The sequence below is a fragment of the Bradyrhizobium sp. SZCCHNRI3043 genome, assembly GCF_032377735.1.
In the GTDB taxonomy this organism is placed as follows: domain Bacteria; phylum Pseudomonadota; class Alphaproteobacteria; order Rhizobiales; family Xanthobacteraceae; genus Bradyrhizobium.
Genome location: NZ_JAUHID010000015.1, coordinates 127,217 through 146,541, shown reverse-complemented (window position 1 = coordinate 146,541; position 19,325 = coordinate 127,217). Strand labels below are relative to the sequence as shown.

Genomic DNA, 19,325 nt, shown 5'->3' with positions numbered 1-19,325 from the left:
CCGATCTGCTAGGGCAGATTGTCCCGCAGAAAAATATCGATGCGGATGCGCTCCTGATCTGGACTGATCGGCTCCCCCGAGCAGTGCGCGAGCAGAATGCGCGCCGCCGAGCGCGCCTCGTGGCCGGGGTCCTGGTTGATGATGGCGTCCAGCGCTCCGCGGACCAGGAACCGCCGCGTGTGCTGGGTCAGCTCATGGGTGATCCAGACCACATCCCGGGCGCGGCCGGATGCCTCGAGCGCGTCGGCGATGCCACGGTTGCCGGCGCCGCAGCAGTAGATGCCGCGCAGATCCGGATGGCGGGCGAGCAGCGCGGCGGTCAGCTCCCGCGTGCGCTCGCTCTCATCGCGGCCCTCGATGGCTGGAAGCGCGAGCAGGTTCGGGTACTCGCTGGACAGGATCTGGTGAAAGCCGAATTGCCGCTCGGCGTGATCGCGCAGCGACAATGATCCCGCGATCACGGCAACCGTCCCCTCGCGGCCGCCGAGGTAGCGCCCCATCAGCGTGGCCGCCGTCCGTCCCGCGGCAGGGTTGTCGATGCCGACATAGTGCAGGCGGCGCGAGCTCGGAGCATCCGAGACCAGGGTCACCACCGCGACGCCGCGCGCGGTGAGCTCGTCGATCGCGGCGCGCACTCTGGGGTGATCCAGCGCGATGACCGCAACGCCCTGATAGGCCGGCGACAGGTTCTCCAGCGCACCGGCCAGCACGTCAGGATCGAACACGTCGACGTGGAGGATATCGATGAAGCCGCGCTGGCCGGCCAGCCACTCCGCCGTACGCTGGACCTGCTCGGTCAGGATGGTCATGAAGCTGTTGCCACCGGTCGGCAGCACGAAGGCAAAGCGGAAGCTCTGGCCGCGCGCGAGCCGTGCCGCTGCGACGTCGGCGCGATAACCCAGCTTGGCAACAGCGGCCTCCACCCGGGCAACGGTCTTGGCACGCACGCCCTCGCGCCGGTTGATGACGCGGTCGACGGTGGCGAGCGACACGCCCGCCGTCCGCGCGACGTCCTCCAGCGTGGCCCGGACCGGTAACGGGTTCGCGTCAGCCGTCACTCGCGCGCCGCCCATAGCATGCCGCGGGTCATCAACGTCCGGATCTCCGGCACGTCGAGCTCGTAGGCACGGTGGCCGAGCGAGGAATAGAACACCCTGCCCGCGCCGTAACGCTTCTTCCAGACCACCGGCATCACCACCCCCTCGATCCATGGGGCGTGCTCTCCGGTGAAGGTCGTGGTCGCCAACACCTCGTTGGCCGGATCGACATGCATGTAATACTGCTCGGAACGGTGCTCGAAACTTGTCAGGCCCTTCATGATGGGATCGTCCGGCCTGGTCAAGTCGACCCGGTAGTCGATGATGTTGCCGGGATGGGCGACCCATTGCCCGCCGCACAGGAACTGGTAGTCGACCGAATCGCGGAAGGCATCGCACATGCCGCCATGATGGCCGGCGAGCCCGACCCCGCTGCGCACCGCCGCGCAGAGATTGAGCGCTTCCGCCTTCTCGATCTTGGACATCGTGTAGATCGGGATGATTAGCGACAGATCGTGGATCGCAGGATCTGCGAACGCGGCCGTTGTGGTCTCGATCCGCACCTCGAAGCCTTCCGCCTTGAGCCAGCCGCGGATCATCGAGGCACAGAGATCGGGGTCATGTCCTGGCCAGCCGCCCCATACAATCATTGCCTTGCGCATGTCTCTGTCCTCAGTCGATCTGTCCGGTGTCGCGTCCAACAGGCAACATCGCCGGCCGCTCCACGCGGCTCTCGATCCTGACCCGCCGGCCTTCGTTTGCGGAGGTCTGGAACGCCTCCATGACCTCCAGCACGTGGAAGGCGAGCGCACCGCTGGCCCGATGCGGCCGGTCGTTCACGATCGCGGTCGCCATATCGGCCACGCCGATGGAGCGGAACTCGCCGTCGACGTGACCATGCGTCAACGGCATCGTCTGCCAGTCCCCGCCGGTCTTGGCGACCTGGACCTCGCCGCCGAAGCGGTTCGGGTCCGGCACCAGCATGCTACCCTCGGCGCCATAGATCTCGATGGGCGCGTGCCGGTGCTTCGGAACGTCGAAGCTCATCGTGACCGAGACCACCGCCCCGCTCTCGAACTCCAGCGTGCCCGCGACGTGGGTCGCGACCTCGACCGGGATCAGCGTGCCGTTCATCGGTTGGCTGGTGACAAGGCGCTCTGATCGCGGGCGCGCCGTGGAGCCCATGACGCTCGCGACCGGGCCGAGCAGTTGCACGAGATCGGTGACGTAGTACGGGCCCATGTCGAGCATCGGCCCGCCGCCGCGCAGGTAATAGAAGCCCGGGGCCGGATGCCAGCGCTCATGGCCGGGACAGCCGAAGAACGCGCTGCCCGCGACAGGCGTGCCGATCGCGCCGTCGTCGATCAGCTTGCGCGCGGTCTGGTGGCCGCCGCCAAGGAACGTGTCGGGCGCGCAGCCGACCCGCAGGTTCTTCTGCGCGGCAAGCTCGATCACCTTGCGGGCTTCCGCTACGTCGATTCCGAGCGGCTTCTCGGAATGCACGTGCTTGCCGGCATTCAGCACGGCGAGACTGACGTCGGTATGGGCGAGCGGCACGGTGAGATTGATGACGATCTCGACGTCATCGCGCTTCAGCAATTGATCAACCCGCATCGCCGGCAGGCCGAAGGCTGCGCCCTGTCGCTCGGCCGCGTCGCTGCGCATGTCGGCGAGCGCCTTGATGTCCAGAACGGGGAAGCGCTGGGCCGCCTTCAGATAGGCGGTGCTGATGTTGCCGCAGCCGATGATGCCGATGCCGACTTTTCTCATTGTGGTCTCCGTGAGGTCCCGTTCATCCCTTGACCGCGCCTGATGTCAGGCCAGCAACGATGTGCTTCTGCGCCAGGAGGAACAGAATGATGGTGGGCAGGATGGTCAGGGTGATGAAGGCGAGGATCAGGTGCCACTCGGACGAATACTCGCCTTGATAGACCATGATGCCGAGCGGCCATGGATACAGCGCATCGGTGTTGAGCATCACGAGCGGCAGCAGATAGGCGTTCCAGCTGTTGACGAAGGTGATGGTGCCGACCGTCGCCAGGATCGGGCGCGACAATGGCAACGTCACGTAGCGGAAGAATTTTATATAGCTGCAGCCGTCGACCAGCGCGGCCTCGAGCAGCTCGTAGGGGATGTCCTTGAAGAAGCGGCGCAGCAGCAGCACGCTCATGGCGAGGCTGAAGGCGACCTGCGGCAGTGCGACGCCGAAATAGGTGTCGAGCAGCCCGAGATCGCGCACCTTGATGAACAGCGGCAACACCGCGGTCGCCGCCGGAAACAGCAGGCCGAGCGTCAAATAGCTCAAGAGCATCGAGCTGCCGTAGAATCGGACATGGGCAAAGGTGAAGGCCGCCATCGAGGCGACGATAAGAGTCAGGACGACCGTCAGCGTCGAGATGATCAGCGAATTGCGCAGCAGCTGCCAGTAGCGCCCGGAGAACAGGATGTCGGCATAGTTCTGCCACTCCCAATGCTGTGGCAGGCCGAACGGGTTGACGCGCAGCTCCCCGAGCGACTTGAAGCCACCGAGCAGCGTCGCAAGCAGCGGCACCAGCACGAAGATGGCGACGATGGCGAGGAACGCTGCCTTGAACAGCACGGCAGGATCGAACGGCGCCCTGGTGGCCTCGGCACTATTCATCGCGCATGAACCATCGTTTGTAGGTGAAGGCAAAGGTCACGCAGATCACGAACAGGATGACGCCGATGGCGCTGCCGTAGCCGACCCGCATGCGGGAGATGCCGTTGTTGTAGAGAAAGCTCACCATCGTATTCGAGGAGTCGGCGGGCCCTCCGCGCGTCAGCGGCATGACCAGGTCGAACAGCTGCAGCGAGCCGACAATGGCGAAGAACACCGAGAGCCGGATCGTCGGATGGAGCAAGGGAATGACGACGTGGCGCAGGCTCTGCGACCGCGTCGCGCCGTCGATCCGGGCGGCCTCGATCAGGCTCTTGTCGATGCTCTGGAGCGCGGCGATGAACAGCATCATGTGGAAGCCGAAATACTTCCAGACGATCACGATCAGCACTGCCAGCATCGCCGTGTCGGTCGAGGCCAGGAGATGCGGCGGGTCGGCGCCAAAGCTGCGCCAGATCGAGGCGACCAGGCCGTAATCGCCGTCATAGACGAAGCTGAAGATCAGCCCGGTCGCGATCTCGGCGAGGATATAGGGCATGAAGAACAGCATCCGCAGCGCCACTGCGCCGCGGAACCGCTCCGCAAGCATCAAGGCCAGCGTCAGCGCAAGCGGTAGCTGGACACAGAGCGAGACCGCGACGATCAGACCATTGTTGCGAAGCGCGAGCCAGAACGCCCGTGTCTCCAGCACGAAGCGATAATTGTCGAAGCCGATCCAGTTGGTCGGCCTGCCAAACCCATTCCAATTGAAGCCCGAGTACCAGGCGGCCTCGCCGATCGGCAGCACCACGAACAGCGTGAACAGCAGCAGCGCCGGCGGCAGGAACAGGATCAGGACGGTGAAGCGGCCGTCCCAGCTCGGGCCACGCACCGCGCGAGACGAGAGCGATGCCGGCGACACACCCATCGCCGGCGAGCCCGCGAATGGCCTTGCCACGTCAGTTGCCCTGCTTCCGCGCCGCCTCGATCGCCTTGGCGGCGTCCTGCGGGCTCATGCTGCCACCCGCGATCTCCGCGGAGACGTCGTTGACGACGCGACCGACCGAGGGGCCGAGGCTCTGGTCATAAAAGTTCTGGTGATAGTTCGATTTCGCCAGATTGGACGCGATCTGCTTCATGAAGGAGTTGTTGAGGCCTGCCTCCGCGCCCTGCACCACCGGGATGACGAAATTCCCTGCCGCCAGCCGTGTCTGCACATCTTTCGAGATGAAGTACTTCAGGAAATCGACCGCTTCCTTCGGCGAGCCCTTGGTGACCAGCCAGCCGGTGATGCCGCCGAGCGTATCCGTCGGCGCCCCCTTGCCGCCTTGCACAACCGGAAAATCGAACCAGCAGATCTTGTCTTCGCTCAAGCCGACCTTGTCGGCGGCGAGCGCCCGCTGGAGATTGTAGACGGAGCTGATCGCGAGCGTCATCGCCGCCTTGCCATCGCCGAAATAACCGACCGCCTGCGGATTCTTGAAGCCAAGAAAGCCGTTCTGGAACGGCTGCAAATCGACGAGCTGCTTGAACAGCTCGCCTGATTTGACGAAGGTGTCGCCGGCAAAGCCGCCATTCTCGCCACGCAGCGCCGCGTCGAATGCCGGCTTACCGCCGATCCGCACCGCAAGATGCGTCCAGTAGAAATGCAGCGGCCATTTGTCGGCGCCGCCGACCACGATCGGGGTCACGCCGGCCGCCTTCAACGTCTTCACGGCGCTCAGCAGATCGTTCCAGCTCTTGATCGCCGTGGGATCGACCTTCGCCTTGGCCATCAGCTCCTTGTTGCAGACGAAGCCGACCTGCGACAGCGAGATCGGCAAGCCGTAGACGTGGCCGCTGTCGGTGAATGCCGCGAGCGCCGCCGGAGTCACGCTGTCGCTGTAGCCTTTCACCTGCTCAGTGATGTCCTCGAGCACGCCAGCCTCGATCTGCGCCTTCAGAACGCCGCCGGCCCAGCTGTAGATGATGTTCGGGCGGTCCTTGGATTGCAGGATGGTCGGCAGCTTGGCCTTGTAGGCCTCGTTCTCGAGGAACTGCATCTCGATCTTGACGCCCGGATGCGACGCCTCATAGGCGCGGGCCACCTCCTCCCAGATCTTCACCTGCGCCGGATTGACCTCGATATGCAGCCATTTCACGGTCGTATCGGCGCTCGCGGCGTTGGCCCAGAGCAGGCATGCGGCAGCGGCGAGTCCCAGCTTCGCGAGCAGTCTCATCAGAAATCCTCCCAACCGTCTTTTTTGTTGCGGTAATCCTGTCCTCATTTTTTGAGGTGCGCAACTGAAATTCTGACCGAGCAAACCTCAAACGTGTTCGCATTTGCGAACAGCTTCACGAGCAGACAGAGAGATTGCTAATTGGGCTGAGCAAGAATCGGCGGGCAGCCGCACGCGCCTTTCGCCTGGAAAATGCGGAGCGGACGTCTGCCGCACCGCGAAGGATCTGCTGGAGATCGCCTGACGCTCAGGTGCAGCGCGCCTTGAAATCGGCGGCCACCAGTTTTGCCATCACGTCGTTGAGATGCCCCTGGTCGCGCGTCTCGATCACCAGCTCCAGCAAGGTCGCCTTCGCCGGCAGGTCGGAGAACGTGCGCTGGTGCGACACCTCGATGATGTTGGCGCCTGCGTCCGCCAGCAATGTGGAGACGGCAGCAAGCTGTCCGGGACGATCGACGATGTCGATCGACAGCTGCGTCAGCCGCCCCTCGCGCGCCAGTTCGCGGGTGAGGACCGAGGCGATCAGCCGGGTGTCGATGTTGCCGCCGCTCAGCACAAGCCCGACATTGCATCCGGCAAACTGCGCGGGGTGCGCAAGCACGGCAGCGAGACCGGCCGCGCCGGCGCCTTCGACGACCGTCTTCTCGATCGAGATCAGGGTGGCGAGCGCCCGCTCGATCTGCGGTTCGGTGACGAGCAGGATGTCGTCGACGAGATGGCGGATGATCTCGGTCGTGATCCGGCCCGGCGATTTCACCGCGATGCCCTCGGCGAGCGTGTCGCCGCGCATCGGCAGCTGACTGCCGCGGATGGCGTTGTACATCGACGGATAGAGCTCGGCCTGAACGCCGACGATGCGCAAGCCCGGCTTGATCGCGCGCGCCGCGACTGCCATGCCGGAGATCAGCCCGCCGCCGCCGATCGGCACCACGAGCGTATCGAGCTCGGGGACCACCGCGAGCATCTCCAGCGCCACCGTGCCCTGCCCCGCGATGATCAGCGGATCGTCGTAAGGGTGGATCATGGTCATGCCGTGAGCCGCGCCGTGCTCCCTGGCGAACGCGCCCGCCTCCTCCAAGGTGGCGCCGGAAATCACGACCTCGGCGCCGTGCCGCCTGGTGTTCTCCACCTTCACCATCGGCGTGCCCACCGGCATCACGATGGTCGCGGGAATCCCGAGACGCCGCGCGTTGTAGGCGACACCCTGCGCGTGGTTACCGGCCGACATCGCGATCACGCCGCGTTCGCGCTGCTCGGCGGACAGCGCATTCAGCCGGTTCAGCGCGCCGCGCTCCTTGAACGAGGACGTGAACTGCAGGTTCTCGAATTTCAGCCAGATGTTGCATCCGCAGATCTCGCCGAGCGTCCGGCTCTGGTTGCAGGCGGTCGCGAGTACGGCGCCGTGGATGGTCGCCGCGGCGGCTCGCACATCGCTCACGGTGACGGCCAGCGCATTCAGATCGGTGGGGGTCATGGGTCTGCCCATTCCTCAGCGTGCGTCGTTGCACAGCGCGGCCGGCGGAACGCCGGCCGTCGCATGATGTTGCCGATCGTGCCGGGCGCTTCCGCGACCGGATGATCCAGATCGATCTTAGCTGCCGAGATCGGGTAGCCCGAGCATCAGCCGCATGTTCTGCACGGCCGCGCCCGACGCGCCCTTGCCGAGATTGTCGAGCCGCGCCACCAGCACGGCCTGGTGATGCTTGTCGCTGGCGAAGACGTAGAGCTCGAGCTTGTTGGTCTCGTTGAGCGCCTCCGGCTCCAGCCGGCCGCTCTTGGCCGCCGCACCATCGAGCGGCATCACCGAGACGTATTGGCTGCCGGCATAGTGCTTCGCCAGGGCGGCCTGCAGGTCTGAGCCAGACGGCTTGCCCGGCAGCGTGTCGAGCTGCAGCGGCACCGAGACCAGCATGCCCTGCCGGTAGTTGCCGACCGAGGGAATGAAGATCGGCCGCCGGGTCAGCCGCGAATAGAGCTGCAATTCGGGCAGATGCTTGTGCTCGAGGCTGAGGCCGTACAGCTCGAAGTTCGGCGCGGTGCCATTCTCAAAGGCCGCGATCATCGTCTTGCCGCCGCCGGAATAGCCGCTCACCGCGTTCACCGTGACCGGATAGTCCTGCGGCATCAGTCCGGCATCGACCAGCGGCCGCAGCAGCGCGATGCCGCCGGTGGGATAGCAGCCGGGATTGGAGACCTTCCGTGCATTCCGGATCTTGTCGGCCTGGTCGGCGGCCAGTTCGGGGAAGCCATAGGCCCAGTCCGGCGCGACCCGATACGCGGTCGACGCGTCCAGCACCTTCGGCGCGGCATTTCCCATGCCGTCGATCAGCGCCACCGTCTCCTTGGCCGCATCATCCGGCAGGCAGAGGATGACGAGATCGACCTCCGCCATCAGCGCCCGCTTGGCCGCCGGATCCTTGCGCTTGTCCTCGGCGATCGTCTTCACGACGATGTCCGGCTGGTGCCGGAGCCGCTCGGCGATTCCCAAGCCGGTCGTGCCCGAGCCGCCGTCGACGAACACGGCGCGCGCCGCAGCCCCGGAGGCGGTGTGAGCTTTCGGCAAGTTGCTATCGATCACGGTCATGACACGCTCCTTGAGGGGTGGGTTTCGCCGGCAAAGGCCTGGGGCCGCGCCTGCCGCATGAGAGACGATATCTGTTGCGCGCCGATGTCGGGCCGCTCGCCGAGCCGGGTTGCGACCGCCGCATAGTCGGCTTCGGACTTGTGCTGGTTGAGCTTGAAACTGCCTTCGACCTGGTCGATCGTCATCACGATGCCGATGATCGCCTTGCGCATCGCCTCCAGCCGGCCAGCGCTCATCTTGTCCGAGGTCCACGGCGTTTTCGGCGACAGCCTTTGCTCGAACTTGGCACTGACCGCATCCACCTGCTCTGCGAGCTCCGCCTCCGACAGGATGCGTGCCGGGCCGGTCAGATGCACTGCCTGATAAAGCCAGGTCGGCACCTGATCGGGCGAGACGTACCAGTCGGCCGACACATAGGCATCGGCGCCGTTGACGGCGAGCAGCCACGGCGTCGCGCCGTCGGCGAGCTTCGCCAGCGGATTGCCGCGGGCGACGTGGAAGAACGCCTGCGGCGTGCCGTCGTTGAGCGCCCCGAGATGAAACGGCACGGAGGACGCGATCGGCTTGGTGCCGTCCGACGCGCACACCATGCCGAAGCCGCGCGCGTCTGCAAAGCCGAGGCTCGCGGCGCGATCGGGCTTGAAGGGTGGTGGCGTGTACATCGGAAACTCCTGCTGGACGAAGGAGCCGCCTGATCAATCGCGCTGCAAGGAGAAAGTCTGCCGCGGGATTCGGATCCGGCGGCAGGGGCTGTGATCTAGACGCAGATCATCGCCCGTACCGCGGGGGTACGACGGCGCATTTCGGCGATCATGTTGGTCGCTGCGTTGATCATGGGGGCAGGCCTATAAGGCCGCCGGGTTCCTGCGTCAAGCTCGCAAGTCGGCCCGGCCCCCGTTTTTGGGGCTGGCATCAGACCGCATGCCACAGCCATTCCATGATGCGCCCGATGATGTCGCCGAACAGCAGCAGCACCGCCGACCACACCAGCGCCGACACGAAGTTGGCGATCTGGAACACCATGTAGGGCATCTCGAAAATGCCCGCCGCCAGCGGCACCGATGCACGCAACGGGCCGAAGAACCGGCCGATGAAGATGCTCGGCACGCCCCAATCGCGCACGAAGGCCTCGCCGCGCGGAAGCATCTCCGGGTAGCGCGACAGTGGCCACATCTGGGCGACACGATCCTTGTAGCGGTAGCCGAACCAATAGGAGAGCCAGTCGCCGAGCGCGGCGCCGATGCCCCCGGCCAGCCAAATCGGCCAGAAGCTGATCCCGGTGGCGCCGATCAGGGCGCCGATCGCGACCAGGGCGCCCCAGGCGGGAATCAGGAGTGAGACAAAGGCCAGGGACTCGCCAAAGGCAAGCAGCAGGACGATCGGAGCAGCCCAGGCCTGATGGTCGCGCACGAAGTCGGCAACCGCGCGGCCAAAATCTTCCATCTGCTCGACGCCTTTCTGCTCCGCGGCGCTTAAGTGCTTGAAGGCCTTCGCGGTTCCCTGGCGCAGACTGGTACGTCACCGAACCCGCCCACTTCAAGTCACAACAACCGGCTGAACCGCGTGAACAGCGTCGATCCGGCGATCGGAACCGGCCAAGACGTGGCGGGCCGGTGAACGTCGTTGTTTCCCGGGTCATTGTTTTATGCCGGTCCATGGCATAGTCAGGCCCAACGATTCGTTCCATCTTGCGCACACGCAACATCAGATTCCATGGGTAAGCCGTTGAAATCAGCTGCAAAAGCCAAAGCCAAGGGCGTCACGGACCCGTTGGCGGCGTTCGCCGCAAAGGGCAAGGCTCCGGCCAAGCCAACCGCCCGCTCGGCAGGTGCCGAGGGCGATTACACCGCCCGTGACATCGAGGTCCTCGAGGGCCTGGAGCCGGTGCGGCGCCGCCCCGGCATGTATATCGGCGGCACCGACGAGAAGGCGCTGCACCACCTGTTCGCCGAGGTCATCGACAACTCGATGGACGAGGCGCTGGCCGGCCACGCCACCTTCATCGAGGTCGAGCTCGATGCCGAAGGCTTCCTCACCGTGACCGACAACGGCCGCGGCATTCCTATTGATCCCCATCCCAAATTTCCGAAGAAGTCGGCGCTCGAGATCATCATGTGCACCCTGCACGCGGGCGGCAAGTTCGACTCCAAGGTCTACGAGACCTCGGGCGGCCTGCACGGCGTCGGCATCTCCGTGGTGAACGCGCTGTCGACCCGGCTCGAGGTTGAAGTCGCCCGCAACCAGAAGCTCTACCGCATGGTGTTCGAACGCGGACATCCGAAGGGCAAGCTCGAGGAGGTCGGCAAGGTCGCCAACCGGCGCGGCACACGGGTGCGTTTCCAACCCGACCCAACCATCTTCGGCGCCAAGGCGACGTTCAAGCCGCAGCGCCTGTTCAAGATGGCGCGCTCGAAGGCCTATCTGTTCGGCGGCGTCGAGATCCGCTGGAAATGCGATCCGTCGCTGCTGAAGGGCATCGAGGACGTTCAGCCCGAGGCGACCTTCCACTTCCCCGGCGGCCTGAAGGACTATCTGGCCGCCGCGATCCATGCCGACACGCTGGTCCATCCGGATATCTTCGCCGGCAAGTCGGGCCGCACCGGTGGCCATGGCGGCTGCGAATGGGCGGTCGCCTGGACCGCGGACGCCGACGGATTCCTGTCCTCCTATTGCAACACGATTCCGACGCCCGACGGCGGCACGCACGAATCCGGCATCCGCAGCGCGCTGCTGCGTGGCCTGAAGGACCACGCCGAGCGCGTCGGCCAGGGCAAGCGCTCGGCCAACATCACCTCCGAGGACATCATGGCGGGCGCCGCCATCATGCTCTCGGTGTTCGTGCGCGAGCCGGAATTCCAGGGCCAGACCAAGGACCGCCTCGCCACGGCAGAGGCCCAGCGCATCGTCGAGCAGGCCGTCAAGGACCCGTTCGATCACTGGCTGTCCGGCAACCCGGTGCAGGCGAATCGCCTGCTCGATTTCGTCATCGAGCGCGCCGAGGAGCGTATCCGCCGCCGCCAGGAAAAGGAGACGGCGCGCAAGACCGCGACCAAGAAGCTGCGCCTGCCTGGCAAGCTTGCCGACTGCACCGACGCCGGCACCGAGGGCTCCGAGCTGTTCATCGTCGAAGGCGATTCGGCCGGCGGCAGCGCCAAGCAGGCGCGCGACCGCAAGAAGCAGGCCGTGCTGCCGCTGCGCGGCAAGATCCTCAACGTGGCCTCGGCCGGCAAGGACAAGCTGACCGCCAACGCCCAGCTCGCCGATCTCGTGATGGCGATCGGCGCCGGCACCGGCACGTCGTATCGCGAAGAGGATCTGCGCTACCAGCGCATCATCATCATGACCGACGCCGACGTCGACGGCGCCCACATCGCCTCGCTGCTGATCACCTTCTTCTACCGGCAGATGCGGCCGCTGATCGACGAAGGGCATCTCTACCTCGCCGTGCCGCCGCTCTACCGGCTCACCCATGGCAGCAAGACGTTCTACGCGCGCGACGATGCCCATCGGGACGAGCTCCTGAAGCGCGAGTTCAATGCCAACGCCAAGGTCGAGATCGGCCGCTTCAAAGGTCTCGGCGAGATGATGCCGGCCCAGCTCAAGGAAACCACCATGGATCCGGCCAAGCGCACCCTGCTGCGCGTGGTTCTGCTGGCTGAGGATCGCGACGGCACCGCCGACTCGGTCGAGCGGCTGATGGGGACCAAGGCAGAGGCCCGCTTCGCCTTCATTTCGGAAAAGGCCGAATTCGCCAGCGACGAGCTGCTCGACGTCTAGCTTTTGACCCGATTTCACGCCTCGATTGCAGGTTCCATTCGCTCGCCTGGGCCTGCTTTTCTCTTTCTGTTTCAGTTGTTTACAGAAAGCTAAGGCGTCCCGCACCGCACTTTCCCCTCCGGTGTGGTCAACCGGCAACAGCTTTTGGGCACCAATCGGCTATAGTTCGGGCACATCTGGCGAGGGAATCGCCGCCGCAACCCGGCACCTGCGACATGACGATCTTGGGGAATTGAATATGAAAAAGCTTTTGCTTGCTGCCACTGCGCTGGTTGCGATCACGGGTGCCGCTTCGGCTGCTGATCTGGCGGCTCGCCCCTATGTGAAGGCTCCGATGATGCCGGTGGCGCCGAGCTGGACCGGCTTCTACATCTTCGGTGGTGCCGGTGGCGGCATCTGGGATGCAGACTCGCACACCAATTTCAACGGCGTGCCGGTGACGATCGATCAGCGCGTCGGCGGCGACGGCTGGTTCGGCACAGTCGGCGCCGGCTACGACTGGCAGTTCAATCCGTCCTGGGTCTTTGGCGTGTTCGCCGATGGTCAGTTCGGCAGCATGCGCGGCACCGTGCAGGACCAGATTGCGCCGGCCCTCACTGGCCGCATCAAGATGCAGGATGCCTGGGCCGCGGGCGCTCGCATTGGCTATTTGGTTGCTCCGAATGTCCTGTCATACGTCAATGCCGGTTACTCCGGATCGCATTGGTCGGGCACTGGTCTGACCACCCTCACCGGTGCTGCCTCGGGCTTGCATACCGACTCGTTCAACCGGAACGGTTGGTTCGTCGGCGGCGGCGTCGAGAACAACCTGAACATCTTCGGCATCTCGGCGCCGGGCTGGTTCATGAAGACCGAATATCGCGCGGCCTATTACGACCGCAAGGACATTGCCGTCCGCTTCGATGGCACCAATGCTCTGAGCACGGACTCCGTCAGCTTCAAGCCGTGGGTGCAGACCATCAGCACCTCGCTGGTCTACCGCTTCAACTGGACCGGCCCGGTCGTCAAGTACTGAGCCGAACGCACTCGGTCTTTCAATAGTTCTGCGAAAAGCCCCGGTTGATCCGGGGCTTTTTGTTTTCGGCTCGGATATTGGCGGCTGGAGCCGCTGGTCATCTGCCGCGCCGGCCGCTAGCCTCCTCGTCACAAAACTTCACAAAAAAGACGGCAGCAGCGTTTCCGATGCTGTGACGCGGTCGATGAGGGAGGAAGTGGCCATGCGGAAATTCCTGATGATCGGCGGCCTGCTTCTGCTCGCCATCGGCCTGCTCTGGGTCGGTCAGGGCACCGGGGTGGTGGCATGGCCGCGGACGAGCTTCATGATCAACCAGCTGCAGTGGGCAGGCTACGGCGTCGGCATGGGTGCGCTCGGCCTGGTGATGATCTGGCAGGGCACCTGCTGATCTCTGACCACAACAATGGAGACACTGCATGGCGGGCCGTTTCGACCTGAGGGGCAAGGTTGCGATCGTGACGGGCGGCAACGGCGGAATTGGCCTGGGGATGGCACGCGGGCTTGCCGATGCCGGCGCTGACATCGCCGTGGTCGGCCGCAACGAAGCCAAGTCGCAGGCGGCAGTTGCCGATCTGGCGGCGCGCGGCGTCAACGCCATCGCCGTCACGGCCGACGTCGGCAACAAGGACGACGTCACCGCCATGGTCGCGCGCGTGACCGGCGAGCTCGGTCGCATCGACATCCTCATCAACAATGCCGGCATGAGCATCCGCAAGCCGCCGCACGTGCTCGAGCTGGAGGAGTGGCAGGAGGTGATCGACACCAATCTCACCAGCGCCTTCCTGTGCTCGAAGGCCGCCTACCCGGCCCTCAAGGCGAACGGCGGCGGCAAGATCATCAACATCGGCTCGATGCTGTCGATCTTCGGCGCCAGCTTCGCGCCGGCCTATGCAGCCAGCAAAGGCGGAATCGTGCAGTACACGCGCGCCTGTGCCTGCGCCTGGGCGCCCGACAACATCCAGGTGAACGCGATATTGCCGGGCTGGATCGACACCGACCTGACGCGCGCGGCGCGCAGCCAGATCGACGGCCTGCACGACCGCGTGCTGGCGCGCACGCCCGCGGCACGGTGGGGCGACATCGACGACTTCGCCGGCATCGCCACGTTTCTGAGCTCATCGGCCTCGGACTTCGTCACCGGCACAGCCATTCCCGTCGACGGCGGCTATTCGATCATGGCGTAGCCGAGGCCTCAACGTCGAAAGCTCTTGATCTCGGAGACGCTGCCGTCGCGATAGGTCAACTCCACCGAGACGAACTTCGTCGCCGGCGGCAATTTCAAATAGGGCGTGGCGTTGGATGGAATCGCAATGGGATCGCGCATGTCGCAGCCGGGCATGTTCAGGACCTTGTCCGGCACGGCCGTGTCGATGCCGATGCGGACCTCGCGGATCGCGCAGCGATACGACATCAGGTGCGTGTAGTAGACCAGGAGACCGTTGAACTCGCGGAACGACAGCCAGCTGGTCGCCGTCATGTCGAGGATCTTGCGCTGGTCACGCACCAGCGCGGCCTCCGGCTCGAAGCGGATCGGGAACGGCCCCTGCATCTCGCCCGTCGCATCGACATAGCGGACCTGGATGGTGCCCGCGGGCGCATCCGCCGACAGCTGGATCGAGGGATTGGGCATGCGCTTGCGCGTGCGCGGATCGAGCACGTCCATGAAGCCGGTCTCGCGAAACTCCCCTGCCTCACCCATGCGCCAGGAAATACCGAGCGTCGGATCGGCGATCGAGAACGTGACGGTCCAGCCGCCATTGTGGCGCGAGAACATCGCAATCGGTGCGTTCAGGCTCTCGTTCGCCGGCGGAATGCGTGGCGCCGAGACGGGAGGCAGCGCCGCGAGCTTCTGCTGCGGCTCGGCCGGCTTGTCGACCGCGGCCGGGCCCTTCGCCATGCCGTTGAGAAACACATCGTCGACCATCTGGTCGAAATAGACCGGAATCTGCTTGTGCCGCACGGTCTCGGCGAGCTCGCTGACCAGACGGCGGGTGCGCTGTGCGACCTGCACCAGATTGACGCCGGGCTGCGTCAGCTCCTTGGTGAAGGTGCGCGTGAACACCGAGTTCGGATTGGCGTCATCGTTGGAGAGCCGATCGAGCGCGGTCTGGCGCGGACCGGCTGAAAACACAGAGAATACGCCTTCGGGCAACTGCGTCATCGGGGCAAGGCCACCCCCGCCCGCCACCGCGCGGGTGCCCGAGCGCTCGAACGGATTGTTGCGGCAGGCGTCGAACACCAGGATCGAGGTGCGCGCCTTCTTGTTCTGCAGCCGCTCGATGACGCGGTCCGCGAGGATCGAGGCGTCGCGCACCAGCTCCTCCTGCCCTTCGGTCGCCGCCGGCACGTCGGTCGGCAACAGGAAGTTCTGGCCCGCGATTTCGAAGCCGTGGCCAGCATAGAAGAAGAACGCGGTGTCGCCCGGCTCGACGGCATTGTCGAACGCCAGCAGTGTCTGGCTGAACTGCTGGCGACTGAGATTCTCCGCGACCATGACATTGAAGCCGAGCTGCTTCAGCGTGTCGCCCATCGTGCGCGCGTCGTTGACGGCCTTCTGCAGCTTCGGAACGTAGCGGTAGTCGTTGTTGCCGATCACGAGCGCAACGCGCTTCTCGGCATGCGCGGCGGCCGACGCCAGAACCACCGCCAGCATCGCCAGCCCGCACGCCAGCCACGTCCGCATCGATCTCATGGTCCGTCCCTGCCCTCATTGCGTGGGCTGCCGCCATCGGATAGTCGGCGGCACGCCGCCACCGGTTCATCCCCGAGGCGCCCGCGGGCCGCTCCAACTCCCTGCCGAACACACGCCGCAATTCCGTCGACAATTCGACCAGAGCGCTTTCCGCCAGCGGCCGGCCAGAGCTTCGGAGCAGCCGAATACGACAGCTCGACGACAGGTTGCCCGCAAATAATGCAAAAACATTAAGCTTTTTCGGTACTTCGTTCCCCTCTTCCATTGACTTTGCAGGATTCGCCCCTATCTTCCGCAGCAGCGCGGCCGGATCGCATCCGATTCCTGAGAGATTGACCGCGGGTCGGCGTTAGTCAGAAAACCCCCAGCTTCCTTAGAGCATGCCGTTTCGGGGTTGAGCGCGACCACAGCCTTTTACCCCTCGATTCCTAACGGCGGCGTCGAACAGAGGCCCCGTGCCTATCGGCGCGCGACATAGAGGCTCGATGTCTTTTTCCAATCTCGGCTTGTCCGACAAGGTGTTGGCTGCAGTTGCGGCCACCGGTTACACCACCCCCACGCCCATTCAGGAACAAGCGATTCCTCACGTCCTGGCGCGCCGCGATGTGCTCGGCATCGCCCAGACCGGCACCGGCAAGACCGCCGCGTTCGTCCTGCCGATGCTCACGATCCTCGAGAAGGGCCGCGCCCGCGCACGAATGCCGCGCACTCTGATCCTGGAGCCGACCCGCGAGCTGGCCGCCCAGGTCAAGGAGAATTTCGATCGCTATGGCGCTGGGCAGAAGCTCAATGTCGCGCTCCTCATCGGTGGCGTCTCCTTCGGCGACCAGGACACCAAGCTGACCCGCGGGGTCGACGTCCTCATCGCCACGCCGGGCCGCCTCCTCGACCATACCGAGCGCGGCGGATTGCTGCTCACCGGGGTCGAGCTCCTGGTCATCGACGAAGCCGATCGCATGCTCGACATGGGCTTCATCCCGGACATCGAGCGCATCTGCAAGCTCGTCCCCTTCACCCGCCAGACGCTGTTCTTCACAGCAACCATGCCGCCGGAGATCCGGCGCATCACCGAAGCCTTCCTGCACAACCCGCAGAAGGTCGAGGTTTCCAAGCCCGCCACCACCGCCGTCACCGTGACGCAGTTGCAGGTCCCATCCGGACGCGAGGCGCATCAGAAGCGCGAGGTGCTGCGCAGGCTGTTGCGGGACGCCAAGGATCTGAAGAACGCAATCATCTTCTGCAACCGCAAGCGCGACGTCGCCATCGTTCACAAGTCGCTGCAGAAGCATGGCTTCAGCGTCGGCGCCCTGCACGGCGACATGGACCAGTCGGCCCGCACGGCCGCGCTCGATCAATTCCGCAAGGGCGAACTGCCCTTGCTTGTCGCCTCCGACGTCGCCGCACGCGGCCTCGACATTCCGGAAGTCAGCCACGTCTTCAATTTCGACGTGCCGCATCATTCCGACGACTACGTTCACCGCATCGGCCGCACCGGCCGTGCCGGACGGACCGGCACCGCAATCTCGATCGTGGCCCCGGCCGACCAGAAGTCGATGGTCGCCATCGAGAAGCTGATCGGACAGGGCATTCCGACGATCGAGGGCGACTACGAGGTGCAGGAATCCTCGGGCGACGAGGACACGCGTGAGCGCCGTCCGCGTGACGCCGCGCGTCGCGGCAGCCGCGGCAAGGCGCGGGAGCGCGATGCGGCCCCTCGCGAGCGTGATGCAGCCCCGCGCGAGCGTGAGCCGCGGGCGGCAGCGCCGCGCGCCGCACAGGCAAATTCTCCTCGGCCTGCCGCGCCGAGCGCTCGCAAGGAACAGCCTCGTAACGAACAGCCTCGCAATGAAGCGCGGCGGCCGCGGCGCGACCTCGACAACGAGCCCGCTGATCACTCACATCTGCCGGCGTTCCTGCTTCGCCCGGTGAGGGCACCGCTTCCCTGAGCAAGCAAGATTCCGGGCTGTTCCAAATGCGGTCGCCCGGAACGTCGCGTCCGCAAAAAGATCAGCTGCCGCTTCCGTCAGACATGAGACCTAAGTCGACGACAGCGCTGAGCTATCAGCGAGGCGCACACCCGAGCGAACAGCTCCAGCCCGCTTCAGCAAGTTCCCAGAAGCATCCTATGTAGCTCATTGAACATATGAGGTGCCTTTCCCGTATGCGTGGCTTGGGTGTATCCGGGATACTACGGCCGTATTTACCCCTGGTTCACAAACGTCCTTTAGCTTGGCCGGCATTGTTTATTTCATTGCTGTGACGACGGCGACGCGGGCGATTGGGGAGAACCTGTGGTGGTCAATGCGCTTGACGAACACGAACGCACGATAGGCTTCGCCGAAGTCGCGCTCAGCCAGATCAGAACGCTTCGCCATTCGGCCAATCCGCGCAATTACGAGGTCTGGTACGTCTACGCGACGGGCTACAACGCACCGCTGAACGAGATCATCAACGAGACGCTGTCGCGCAACGGCAAGCTGTCGCAGTCCGATCTCGATCAGCTCTACGACTCCCACCTCGCGCAGCTCAAGACGTCGGATCGCATCGACAAGGTCGGCGCGCGCGTCGTCGGCGAGATCGACGACCTGGTGAACATGCTCACCGATGCTCTCGGCAGAACGGCGAGCTACGATGCGAGCCTCGCGGGCGCCGATCAGCGGCTCGCGTCGGCGACCAGCCGCGAGCAATTGGTGGACATCATCGAGGCGCTCACCGATTCGACCAGACAGATGCGCGAGACCAACCGGATCCTCGAAGAGCGGCTGACGCTGTCGAAGGACGAGATCAGCGGGCTGCAGCATAGCCTGGAGGTGATCCGGGCCGAGAGCCTGACCGATCCGCTCACCGGCCTCGGCAATCGCAAATATTTCGACCGGATGATCGAAACGACCGTGCAATCGGGGCTAGCGACCCAACAGCCGCTGTCGCTGCTGATGTTCGACATCGACCATTTCAAGTCCTTCAACGATTCCTACGGACATCTCACCGGAGACCAGGTGCTGCGCCTGGTCGGAATGACCCTGAAGCACGCCATCAAGGGGCAGGACATCGCGGCGCGCTACGGCGGCGAGGAATTCGCCGTCGTGCTGCCGAACACCTCGCTGCAGCACGCGCTGACAGTCGCCGATCACATCCGCCGCGCCGTGACGGCGAAGGAGCTGAAGAAGAAGTCGACCGGGGAGATCCTGGGACGCGTAACGATTTCGGTCGGCGTGTCGCTGCTGCGGGCCGGCGACGATACCGATACGCTGATCGAACGCGCCGACGCCTGCCTCTATGCCGCCAAACGCAACGGGCGCAACAAGGTGGTGTGCGAGAACGATCCCGAATACGCGACGACGACGCGAGGTCGGGTGGCCTGACTGCGACGGTGCCGGCGTTGGC

General features: G+C 64.9%; 17 protein-coding genes. 6 read left to right on the top strand and 11 right to left on the bottom strand.

From position 1 onward, the window contains the following. Window positions 1–8: 8 nt before the first annotated feature. From QX124_RS24840 to QX124_RS24795, 10 genes are all read right to left on the bottom strand, one after another. Complete coding sequence (locus tag QX124_RS24840; protein ID WP_315798552.1) at window positions 9–1,058, bottom strand: LacI family DNA-binding transcriptional regulator; 1,050 nt, start codon at window positions 1,056–1,058, stop codon at window positions 9–11. Continuing rightward, entirely contained in the window at window positions 1,055–1,699 is a 645-nt protein-coding gene (locus tag QX124_RS24835; protein ID WP_315712128.1) for a ThuA domain-containing protein, read from the bottom strand. The genes QX124_RS24840 and QX124_RS24835 overlap by 4 nt, the downstream gene beginning before the upstream one ends. 10 nt (window positions 1,700–1,709) lie before the next feature. Continuing rightward, complete coding sequence (locus tag QX124_RS24830; protein WP_315798551.1) at window positions 1,710–2,807, bottom strand: Gfo/Idh/MocA family oxidoreductase; 1,098 nt, start codon at window positions 2,805–2,807, stop codon at window positions 1,710–1,712. Window positions 2,808–2,829: 22 nt separating this feature from the next. Further along, window positions 2,830–3,678, bottom strand: coding sequence for a carbohydrate ABC transporter permease (locus tag QX124_RS24825; RefSeq protein ID WP_315798550.1), 849 nt, complete (start codon window positions 3,676–3,678; stop codon window positions 2,830–2,832). Further along, the gene (locus QX124_RS24820) at window positions 3,671–4,612 is read right to left on the bottom strand and encodes a sugar ABC transporter permease (protein WP_315737822.1); all 942 of its coding nucleotides are present in this window, start codon (window positions 4,610–4,612) and stop codon (window positions 3,671–3,673) included. Before QX124_RS24820 ends, QX124_RS24825 begins: the two co-directional genes overlap by 8 nt. Window position 4,613: 1 nt before the next feature. Continuing rightward, window positions 4,614–5,873 (bottom strand): extracellular solute-binding protein, encoded by a 1,260-nt coding sequence (locus QX124_RS24815; protein ID WP_315798549.1) that lies wholly within the window; start codon window positions 5,871–5,873, stop codon window positions 4,614–4,616. Window positions 5,874–6,120: 247 nt separating this feature from the next. Further along, the gene (locus tag QX124_RS24810) at window positions 6,121–7,347 is read right to left on the bottom strand and encodes a threonine ammonia-lyase (protein ID WP_315798548.1); all 1,227 of its coding nucleotides are present in this window, start codon (window positions 7,345–7,347) and stop codon (window positions 6,121–6,123) included. 117 nt (window positions 7,348–7,464) lie between these two features. After that, window positions 7,465–8,457 carry an N-acetyl-gamma-glutamyl-phosphate reductase gene (gene argC / locus QX124_RS24805; protein ID WP_315780621.1) on the bottom strand — a complete coding sequence of 331 codons (993 nt, stop codon included), beginning with the start codon at window positions 8,455–8,457 and terminating at the stop codon, window positions 7,465–7,467. Further along, on the bottom strand, window positions 8,454–9,119 hold the full coding sequence (locus QX124_RS24800; RefSeq protein ID WP_315798547.1) for an FMN-binding negative transcriptional regulator: 666 nt from the start codon (window positions 9,117–9,119) through the stop codon (window positions 8,454–8,456). Before QX124_RS24800 ends, argC begins: the two co-directional genes overlap by 4 nt. A gap of 250 nt (window positions 9,120–9,369) precedes the next feature. Continuing rightward, the gene (locus tag QX124_RS24795; protein WP_315737817.1) at window positions 9,370–9,900 is read right to left on the bottom strand and encodes a DedA family protein; all 531 of its coding nucleotides are present in this window, start codon (window positions 9,898–9,900) and stop codon (window positions 9,370–9,372) included. Between the two features lie 270 nt (window positions 9,901–10,170). On the opposite strand from QX124_RS24795, the gene parE reads away from it, so the two are divergent. The 4 genes from parE (at window position 10,171) to QX124_RS24775 (ending at window position 14,433) form a co-directional block, all read left to right on the top strand. Next, entirely contained in the window at window positions 10,171–12,234 is a 2,064-nt protein-coding gene (gene parE / locus QX124_RS24790; protein ID WP_315798546.1) for a DNA topoisomerase IV subunit B, read from the top strand. Between the two features lie 238 nt (window positions 12,235–12,472). Then, complete coding sequence (locus QX124_RS24785; RefSeq protein WP_315751666.1) at window positions 12,473–13,249, top strand: outer membrane beta-barrel protein; 777 nt, start codon at window positions 12,473–12,475, stop codon at window positions 13,247–13,249. 202 nt (window positions 13,250–13,451) lie between these two features. Beyond that, window positions 13,452–13,637 carry a hypothetical protein gene (locus QX124_RS24780; protein ID WP_315712631.1) on the top strand — a complete coding sequence of 62 codons (186 nt, stop codon included), beginning with the start codon at window positions 13,452–13,454 and terminating at the stop codon, window positions 13,635–13,637. 28 nt (window positions 13,638–13,665) lie between these two features. Then, a complete protein-coding gene (locus QX124_RS24775; protein ID WP_315737814.1) occupies window positions 13,666–14,433 on the top strand; it encodes a glucose 1-dehydrogenase in 768 nt (255 codons plus the stop codon). Window positions 14,434–14,441: 8 nt separating this feature from the next. Here the strand turns inward: QX124_RS24775 and QX124_RS24770 are convergent, their stop codons facing one another. Further along, window positions 14,442–15,941: a caspase domain-containing protein gene (locus QX124_RS24770; protein ID WP_409997746.1), complete on the bottom strand. Its 1,500-nt coding sequence runs from the start codon at window positions 15,939–15,941 to the stop codon at window positions 14,442–14,444. Between the two features lie 485 nt (window positions 15,942–16,426). Here QX124_RS24770 and QX124_RS24765 point away from each other — a divergent pair, with 485 nt between their 5' ends. Beyond that, complete coding sequence (locus tag QX124_RS24765; RefSeq protein ID WP_315755582.1) at window positions 16,427–17,887, top strand: DEAD/DEAH box helicase; 1,461 nt, start codon at window positions 16,427–16,429, stop codon at window positions 17,885–17,887. A gap of 348 nt (window positions 17,888–18,235) precedes the next feature. Next, window positions 18,236–19,303, top strand: coding sequence for a diguanylate cyclase (locus tag QX124_RS24760; protein ID WP_315798545.1), 1,068 nt, complete (start codon window positions 18,236–18,238; stop codon window positions 19,301–19,303). Window positions 19,304–19,325 lie beyond the last annotated feature (22 nt).